The following is a 7730-nucleotide window of genomic DNA, read 5'->3' on the forward strand; positions in this document are numbered from 1 at the left end:
CTTGTCCCGGGTCGATGGCGGGCGGGATGATCAGGCTTCCACCTCAGCCACCTACGTCCTGATCCCCGGTGCCACGAGCATCCTGGAGCCGGAGCCCCCCGCCGGAGGCGCATTGCCGGTGACGTAGCCTGCGGGCATGATCGCTGCATGCAGAGAGAAGACGCGCTGATCCGGACGTTGGCTGAGCTGGTTGTGGATCTGGCTTGGTTCTTCGAGTCATGTGATGACTCGACTCTTGATTCCCGCGATGCGGTCAGGCAGTTAGAGTGGATCGCTTACAAGCTCGATGCCTTGTCGGCCGAGGATCGGTTGAGGCTGATCGCGTTGATCCGTGAAAGGGCTGAGACCGAGGCTGATCCTGCGTTTCGTGAATTCATGGAAGGCTTCCCGGAAGCCGCAGGGTTGAACGAGGAGGACGGCTGATTCCCTGCTTTGCGGTGGCGTGGCGCTGGGGTCGGCGAGTTCGCTCGGGTCGGCGGGCACGGCGGTCGGCGTGGCGGGCTGGCGCTGCTGCCGCTCGGGACCGGCCCCCAGGCCGCATGCCCGGGCGGCGGGCAAGCGCCGGACCGCGGTACGGCGGCGCGCCGCGCCGCCGCTTGATACCTACAAGAGCTATTCGGCAATGTTTTTGTCGAGCACCATGTCCTGTCTCGCTTGATGGTTGACACTCTGGCCTCGCTTGATGCTTGACACCTTGATCGTTGTCTGTGCCTGCTCGTGGCGTTATCGGCGCTTCGGGGGAGGCTCGGGTGGCATTGGTGGAGTTGAGCGTCGTGGAGCAGCGCTATCACGCGGTGATCGAGGTGTTGTCGGGGGCGAAGGTCACTGACGTGGCCGGACGGTATGGGGTGTCGCGGCAGTCGGTGCATGCCTGGGTGCGCCGGTATCAGGACGGCGGCCTGGCAGGGCTGGCCGACCGGTCGCATGCACCGAAGGCGCATCCGATGCAGACACCGGCTGCGATCGAGGCGTTGATCTGCGAGTTGCGGCGGGCTCATCCGCGGTGGGGGCCGCGCACCCTGTTGTGGGAGCTGGGCCGGCGCGGGGTGGAGCCGTTGCCGTCACGGGCGAGCATCTACCGGGCACTGGTGCGCAACAGCCTGGTCGAGCCAGTCACCCGCCGGCGCAAGCGCGAGGATTACCGGCGGTGGGAGCGGCCGGGGCCGATGCAGTTGTGGCAGATGGACATCATGGGCGGGCTGCTGCTGGCCGACGGCAGTGAGGCCAAGCTGATCACCGGGGTGGACGATCACTCGCGGTTCTGTGTGATCGCCTCAGTGGTGGCGCGGCCGACCGGACGGATGGTGTGCGCGGCGTTCGCCGAGGCGATGCGCGGCTACGGGGTGCCGCTGGAGGTGCTGACGGACAACGGTAAGCAGTTCACCGGCCGGTTTGGCGGGCCGAAGGCGGGTGAGGTGCTGTTCGAGCGGGTGTGCCGGGAGAACGGCATCAAGCTGCGTCACACCGCCCCGAGAACCCCGACCACGACGGGGAAGATCGAGCGGTTCCATCAGAGCGTGCGCCGCGAATGGCTGGATGAGGCGCTGCCGTTCGCCTCGATCGAGGCCGCCCAGGCCGAGACGGACGCGTTCGTGGAGCATGACAACACCGCCCGCCCGCACCAGGCGCTGGACATGGCCTTCCCTGCCGACCGGTTCTTCGCCGAGCGCAGCGACGGACAGCGCCGGGCTGAGCGGGAACTGCCGCTGCAGCTGCCCGCCGCTCTGACCACGGTGACCGCTTCCGCTCCTGAAGCTGCGCCGGCGCCCGCGACTGTCCCGATCCCGGTCGGCGACCACGGTGATCAGCCTGAACGGCCCGAACCCGTTGTGCGGACCTCGGTCGATCCGCTGTCGCGCCAGGCGATCGAGGTCGATCGGATCGTGCCCGCCTCGGGGAACCTGTCGATCGGTGGCCAGCAACTGTGGCTCGGCCCTGACCGGGCGGGCCTGCCGATCACCATGTGGATCAGCACGCAGCGGCTGCACGTGTTCACCACCGGCGGTGGCAGGCTCAAGAGCGTGGCCTCCCGGCTGACCGTCAAAGACCTGGCCGCGCTGCTCGCCTCCGGGCAAGCCCGCCCGGCAGCCGACGAGCCCGTGCCCGAACCACCGATCGAGGCCAGCGCCGTCGAGATCGACCGGCAGGTCAGCTCCATCGGCACCATCAGCCTGGCCGGCCGCGCCCTGTGCATCGGCGCTCACCTGGCCGGCCGGCGCGTCACCGTGCGCCTGGACGGCATCACCGCCCGCGTCATGGATGAAGACCGCCAGCTGCTGCGCGCCGTGCCCTGCCCCCTCCCGCTCGCCGAGTGCCTCACCCTGCGCAACGCCCGCCCCGCCGGAGCACCGCCCACCTCCCCGGCCGGGCCCGTCACCGTCCAGCGCGTGGTCTGCAGCCGCGGCCACTTCCAGGTCGTCGGCCAGAAGGTCCAGGTCGGACGGGTCCACGCCCGCAAGATCCTGGACGTGACCGTGGACGACACCCACATCACCGTCCACGACAACGGCGAACCCATCCGCGTTGTGCCTCGAACCACCACCCAGGAGATCACCCGGATCAAGTCCCAGGCGCATACTAAGAAGCGAAAGATCGGCTAGGAGTGTCAAGCATCATCCGATGCCAAAGCGTCAAGCATCAAGTGAGACCAGACATTTTGTCGAGCACCACGACCTTGCTGGCCTCAGCGATGAGTTCCACGAGGTTTGCCACCAGTTTGGGGCTTGCTGCGATGGTCGCGTGAGCCTTCATGCTGTGTGGGCTGCCGTCGAGATCAACGACTGTCGCTCCGGCCTCTCGGGCGATGACAACGCCTGCTGCGGTGTCCCACGGGTTATTGCTGAGCATGATGTTGGCGTCGATCTTGCCGTCTGCGACCCAGACGAGATCGATCGCGGCTGAGCCGAACATCCGGATGCGCTGGACGCGAGCGGCGAGTTCTTGGGTCAGGGCGAGGCGGGGCCGGTTGCGCTCATCGGCGTTCTCCCCCACGGCATAGTCACCGATCGCCACTATCGCGGTCTGCAACTCGCGGGCGTCACTCACCTGGATGGCAGATCCGTTGGCGGTAGCGCCAGCCCCTTCGGCCGCCGGGTAGCGAAGGTTGAGGAACGGCAGGTCGATCACTCCGAGTGCGGTCGTATCCTTGTCGATCAGCCCGAGGGAGACACCACAGAGCGGGATGCCGTGCAGGAAGTCGGCTGTTCCGTCCACAGGGTCCAGCGCCCACACCAGGCCGTCGCCCAGGTGGCTGACACCTTCCTCCTCACCCAGGAATCCGATCTCGGGCCGTCTCGCGAGACAGGAACTCCCGTACGGCACGTTCTACGGCGTAGTCCACCTCCGTCGCCATGTCCCGGTCGCCCTTGGCCGTGATGACACCGGGAGCGTTGGTGCGGATGATCTCGCTGGCGATCGACACGGCGCGCTCAGCGATGGGGAGAAGAGTCCTGGCATCGATGGTCATACGGGCTTGCTCCGCTCCCACATATCCCTGAACACCTGGTCGAAGATGGGGAACAGCCCCTCTGCGGCGGTGTTGTCCGTGATCACAAAGGTAGGTGAATCGACTCCGCGTGCCTGCGGCAGGTAAGGCCGGACTACGCACGACGCCCGGTCCACGATGATCCAGTTGAATCGGATCGTCTCCTCGTAGACGTGGAGTTCGAGGCGCTGGGCCGACGTGGTGTCGAGCCGATCGCGCAGCCTGGTCAGCATGCTGATGTTGAGCGCTGTAAGGGTCGTCAGGGTGCTGTCGGTGTAGCCCTCTTCCGCTTCGCGGGCGCGGATCGCCTGGCCCTTCGGATCGAGAAAGAGGCAGCGGATGCGCGTGCCGGAGTCGAGCAGGCGGTGGATGGACGTCGTCACGGAGATGGGCCTGCCGGGGCTTCATTTCCACGACCTGAGGCACACCGGCAACTCGAAGCACACGACGGTGACGACGACGAGGGCACGGCAGGCGCACTGGTCCCGGCAGGGTGATCACGAGCTAATGGCCCGTTAACGGCCCGCGAAGATCGAACGAGGCCGGAAGCAACTAAGGCCCGGGTCGGGATTCACATCCCTACCTGGGCCTTCAGACTGAGAGCGGGTGACGGGAATCGAACCCGCGCTGTCAGCTTGGGAAGCATACCGATCATGGCGGGTAGGCCCGCTGACCTGCACGTAAGGGCCGATGAGAGAGACCGTGGTTGCCCCTTTGCCGCCCTGTCTAATGGCACACTGATGGCACGACGATCAGTACGTGGCTGAGTTTCCATGGAGGATCTTGGGCGACCTCAGCTTGGGTCTCCCCGGTGGAGATCTGGGATAACAGCCAAGCTCAAGGAGGCGACACGGGCCAGGTCTGGTACTCAGCCTCGCCACGGGTTACCATCGATAACATATACTATTCATGGTATGCCTCAGTGGGAGATCGACCTGGAGCCGGAGGTGGAGTCCTGGCTGGACGGACTGTCCTTTCCGCTCTACCAGCGGGTTATGCGCAACGTAGACGACTACCTCGTCACTGGTGGCATCCCTGATGGGGATCACGCGAAGAAGCTGAAGGATGCCGAAGGTGTGCGCGAGCTGCGTGTTGCTCTTGACCGCACGACTTGGCGGTTGACCTTCTGGAAGCCATCCAACAGGGTGATCGTGATCTTAACGGTCTTCCGCAAGACGCAGGATGGGACCCAGACCAGCGACATCGACCGAGCGATCACTGCCAAGAAGCGGTGTGAGGCAGAACACGACCTGACCACCACGCACGTGTTCGAGAGGAGCGCATGATGGGCCACAGCCGTTGGGAGACGTACAAGGCAAAGCGTCTGCGCGCCATGGAAGCGGATGCACAGCCTCACCCCGAATACGAGCAGGCGGGTCGTGACCTGGAGCTCGGAGACCAGTTGCGTGAGATCCGTAAGCGCCGAGGCCTGTCTCAGAAGGTCGTAGCGGAGCGCTCTGGGATGTCCCAGCCTGCCCTGTCTCGCATCGAGGGCGGTGGCGGCATTCCGGATATCGCAACACTGCTGCGCCTCGGCGCGGCAATGGGAGTTAGGTTCCGCGTCGAGCTCGTCGTCGACGACGACACCACTGAAATTGAGCCTCTGACGGTGCATCACCGACAGCTTGCGAACACATAAGTCGCAGGCGGCCACCTCAGGGTTCAGTCCGTAGACTTCTGCTGCTTCTTCCGTAGTAGCTGTCTTCAGCCGCGACAGGCCGGCTTGAGAATCAGCGCCAGTGGAACGAGGAAGGTCCAGCTCTAGATCGCACTCTTGAGCTGGGCCTTCGACGTTGGAGAGCGGGTGACGGGAATCGAACCCGCGCTGTCAGCTTGAATTAGTCGGCGAGAGACGTGAGCGGCGGTTCGCATGACCTGCGCTGCCCATTGGGCGAGATCTCTGAAAGGTCTCTGTGATGCTTTCTCGGCACGGCCCGGCTATGGCCCTTGGCGACCTGGGCGGTGTTGAGAAACGCGATGGCGAGCGTCAGCGAGGCCCTTTCGAGGGCGGACATCAGCCAACCACCGCGTAACCAGGCAACGGGCGGGGCCGAGAGCGAGCGAAGCGAGCGGGTTTTCGGGGGTCGAAGGGGGCGGAGCCCCCTGGGAGGCGCGGTCTGGAACACCAAGGCGCGGAGCGCCTCCAGGTGGAAGGCCATGCAGTGAGGCTCGGTGAAGCTTGGAGCGGGTGACGGGAATCGAACCCGCGCTGTCAGCTTGGGAACTCTTTCAGGATCACGGCCTCCGACCAGGGGAAACGCTGACCTGGGCATACGGCTAGCGAGTGACTGTGAGTCCCCGTGACTCCCTGCTGATTGTTGTAGGAACGGGCACGCAACGGGCACGCACCTTCTGATCCGTACGCACCCAAACGATCTCAGAGCTGTCCGGACGCGTTCGCCGGTCTGGTTGCCAGGGTTCCGACTATCCAGACCCGTTGACTCGGTTCATGATCGTCCATCCGGGTGGCTCCCAGGGAGTACCCAGCCTGGTCGTAGTTGCCGTCGTCAATGGGCCTGCACTGGCATTCTGTCGTCCATGTCACACGATGATCTGATCGAGCGTATCCGACGGCGGGCCTGGGACCCTGCCCGCCGACACGACGAGGTTTTCGTCCCCCTGGGCTGGCTCAAACGCGAATACGGGGAGAGCGTCACAAGCCGCATCGGTAGCTATCAGATGCGACAGTTGTCCGATGAAGGCGACAGCGTGACCGGGCTGTATTGGGGGTCAGAACCTCAAGACCATCTCATGGATGCCGCCTTAGAATCTGGCGCTCCCGAAGCCGTCAAGTACTTCAGCGACTTCCCACGTGAGCCTCCGTACCCACCGATCTCTCAGGCAGACCTTCTTGCCTGCGAAGAACGCATAGGCCACAAACTGCCCGAGCTTCTTCGGAGGGTCTACACCGAGGTGGGCAACGGCGGTTTCGGCCCCGCCTACGATCTTCTTCACTTACCGTCCAAGGAACATTCTGTTGCCCGGGAGCATCAAGACGCGCTGACACTCTTCGAAGAAGATCCCGATCTCAGCAAGGTGCTGGGGTTCCCTCTCGTAGGTGCCGGGTGCTCCATGTACTGGTACGTGTCGCTCACTCAGCCCGGTAACCCCGTCTGCCTTTGGGATGGCGACGCGTGGAACTTTCCCGAAGAGCAGTCGCCCGAGGTTGGAATCGTGATCACGGCGCCGTCCTTGGCCGAGTGGTTTGATGGGTGGGCCAACGGATACGACTGGTACAGCCATCCTCCTATCCCAAGGAAACAACCCCAGCAGGCGTATCCCAAAGATGTCCCATTGAGCAGCCCCGAAGATGACCCATGGTTAATGGCCACGGAGTGGGTTGACGGGCTTGAGCTGCCCGACTGATGGGTGGATCACCGCCTCAGTGAATTAGGGCCCGCTGAACCACAGTTGGTCGCTCGCACTGGATACGATGATCAGCCACGCTGCCCGGTGAGCCAGGGTGAGGAACGAACCCTGGATCGTCGATCGCCCCCAGCCATCTTCGGCGGCCGGCCATGCAGTGGCGATCGTAGGGCTGCATCTGTGCGGCGGCGTGGCAACCCCGGGCGGAGCGTTCAGTTGGTACGGCGAGGGCGGCGTACGGGGCCCGGCTCGGTGTCTCGCCGCCGGGCGAACTTCACCCGGGTCTGGGCGGCAGCGCTCAAGAAGGCCGAACTCGGCGGCTTCCATTTCCATGACCTTCGCCACACCGGAAACACCCTCGCCGCGCAGTCCGGCGCGACTCTGCGGGACCTGATGACCCGCATGGGCCGCGCTGATCTACCAGCACACCGCGATGGAGCGCGACAGGGCCATCGCAGACGCTCTCGGCAAGCTCGCCGAGGAAGCCCTGAAACCCGAAGAACCCAAGCCGGACAACCAAGATCCAGACGGATCGGGCACGTAGCGGGCACGGAAGATCGAAAAGAGCCCTAGGAACGATCAAAGCCAGGTCGGGAATCCATCCCTGACCTGGCTTTTCAGTCTGAGAGCGGGTGACGGGAATCGAACCCGCGCTGTCAGCTTGGGAATTGCAGGGATCTCGGCTCGTAGCTGCGTTGACCTGGGTCTAAGGCCGGTCGTGAGTGACCGTGATTGACCCCTCGTTACCGCCGTTAATGGCACGCTAATGGCACGACGATCAGCCCGCGATCTGGTGTTGTCCGCGCGACGCGCGCACGCTGGCCGCCTGATCATCCCGTCTGCCGTCGACCCGCCCGAAGGGGAAGCGGGCCAGGGTCAC

General features: G+C 64.6%; 8 protein-coding genes. 5 read left to right on the top strand and 3 right to left on the bottom strand.

Going from position 1 to position 7730, the window contains the following annotated elements:
• Positions 1–147: 147 nt before the first annotated feature.
• Both ABFX54_RS55195 and ABFX54_RS55200 read left to right on the top strand, forming a co-directional pair.
• Positions 148–423: a hypothetical protein gene (locus tag ABFX54_RS55195; protein ID WP_346115356.1), complete on the top strand. Its 276-nt coding sequence runs from the start codon at positions 148–150 to the stop codon at positions 421–423.
• A gap of 341 nt (positions 424–764) precedes the next feature.
• Positions 765–2600, top strand: a complete 1836-nt coding sequence (locus ABFX54_RS55200; RefSeq protein ID WP_346115363.1) for an IS481 family transposase — start codon at positions 765–767, stop codon at positions 2598–2600.
• Positions 2601–2637: 37 nt separating this feature from the next.
• Here the strand turns inward: ABFX54_RS55200 and ABFX54_RS55205 are convergent, their stop codons facing one another.
• From ABFX54_RS55205 to ABFX54_RS55215, 3 genes are read right to left on the bottom strand one after another with little or no spacing between them, the layout of a single operon-like run.
• Entirely contained in the window at positions 2638–3321 is a 684-nt protein-coding gene (locus ABFX54_RS55205; RefSeq protein ID WP_346115357.1) for an inositol monophosphatase family protein, read from the bottom strand.
• Positions 3266–3466: a hypothetical protein gene (locus ABFX54_RS55210; protein ID WP_346115358.1), complete on the bottom strand. Its 201-nt coding sequence runs from the start codon at positions 3464–3466 to the stop codon at positions 3266–3268. Before ABFX54_RS55210 ends, ABFX54_RS55205 begins: the two co-directional genes overlap by 56 nt.
• Positions 3463–3867, bottom strand: coding sequence for a DUF5919 domain-containing protein (locus ABFX54_RS55215; protein WP_346115359.1), 405 nt, complete (start codon positions 3865–3867; stop codon positions 3463–3465). The genes ABFX54_RS55210 and ABFX54_RS55215 overlap by 4 nt, the downstream gene beginning before the upstream one ends.
• A 531-nt stretch (positions 3868–4398) precedes the next feature.
• Between ABFX54_RS55215 and ABFX54_RS55220 the strand changes: the two genes are divergently transcribed.
• The 3 genes from ABFX54_RS55220 (at position 4399) to ABFX54_RS55230 (ending at position 6850) form a co-directional block, all read left to right on the top strand.
• On the top strand, positions 4399–4770 hold the full coding sequence (locus ABFX54_RS55220) for a type II toxin-antitoxin system RelE/ParE family toxin (RefSeq protein ID WP_346115360.1): 372 nt from the start codon (positions 4399–4401) through the stop codon (positions 4768–4770).
• Complete coding sequence (locus ABFX54_RS55225; RefSeq protein ID WP_346115361.1) at positions 4767–5123, top strand: helix-turn-helix domain-containing protein; 357 nt, start codon at positions 4767–4769, stop codon at positions 5121–5123. Before ABFX54_RS55220 ends, ABFX54_RS55225 begins: the two co-directional genes overlap by 4 nt.
• Positions 5124–6022: 899 nt before the next feature.
• Complete coding sequence (locus ABFX54_RS55230) at positions 6023–6850, top strand: SMI1/KNR4 family protein (RefSeq protein WP_346115362.1); 828 nt, start codon at positions 6023–6025, stop codon at positions 6848–6850.
• Positions 6851–7730: the final 880 nt, after the last annotated feature.

The sequence above is a fragment of the Nonomuraea maheshkhaliensis genome (assembly GCF_039529435.1).
Lineage (GTDB): Bacteria > Actinomycetota > Actinomycetes > Streptosporangiales > Streptosporangiaceae > Nonomuraea > Nonomuraea maheshkhaliensis.

What these genes read in the sequence shown, in the direction of transcription:
- ABFX54_RS55225 (WP_346115361.1), top strand. Translation starts at nt 4,767, where the DNA reads ATGATGGGCCACAGCCGTTGGGAGACGTACAAGGCAAAGCGTCTGCGC.
- ABFX54_RS55210 (WP_346115358.1), bottom strand. Translation starts at nt 3,466, where the DNA reads ATGACCATCGATGCCAGGACTCTTCTCCCCATCGCTGAGCGCGCCGTG.
- ABFX54_RS55195 (WP_346115356.1), top strand. Translation starts at nt 148, where the DNA reads ATGCAGAGAGAAGACGCGCTGATCCGGACGTTGGCTGAGCTGGTTGTG.
- ABFX54_RS55230 (WP_346115362.1), top strand. Translation starts at nt 6,023, where the DNA reads ATGTCACACGATGATCTGATCGAGCGTATCCGACGGCGGGCCTGGGAC.
- ABFX54_RS55220 (WP_346115360.1), top strand. Translation starts at nt 4,399, where the DNA reads ATGCCTCAGTGGGAGATCGACCTGGAGCCGGAGGTGGAGTCCTGGCTG.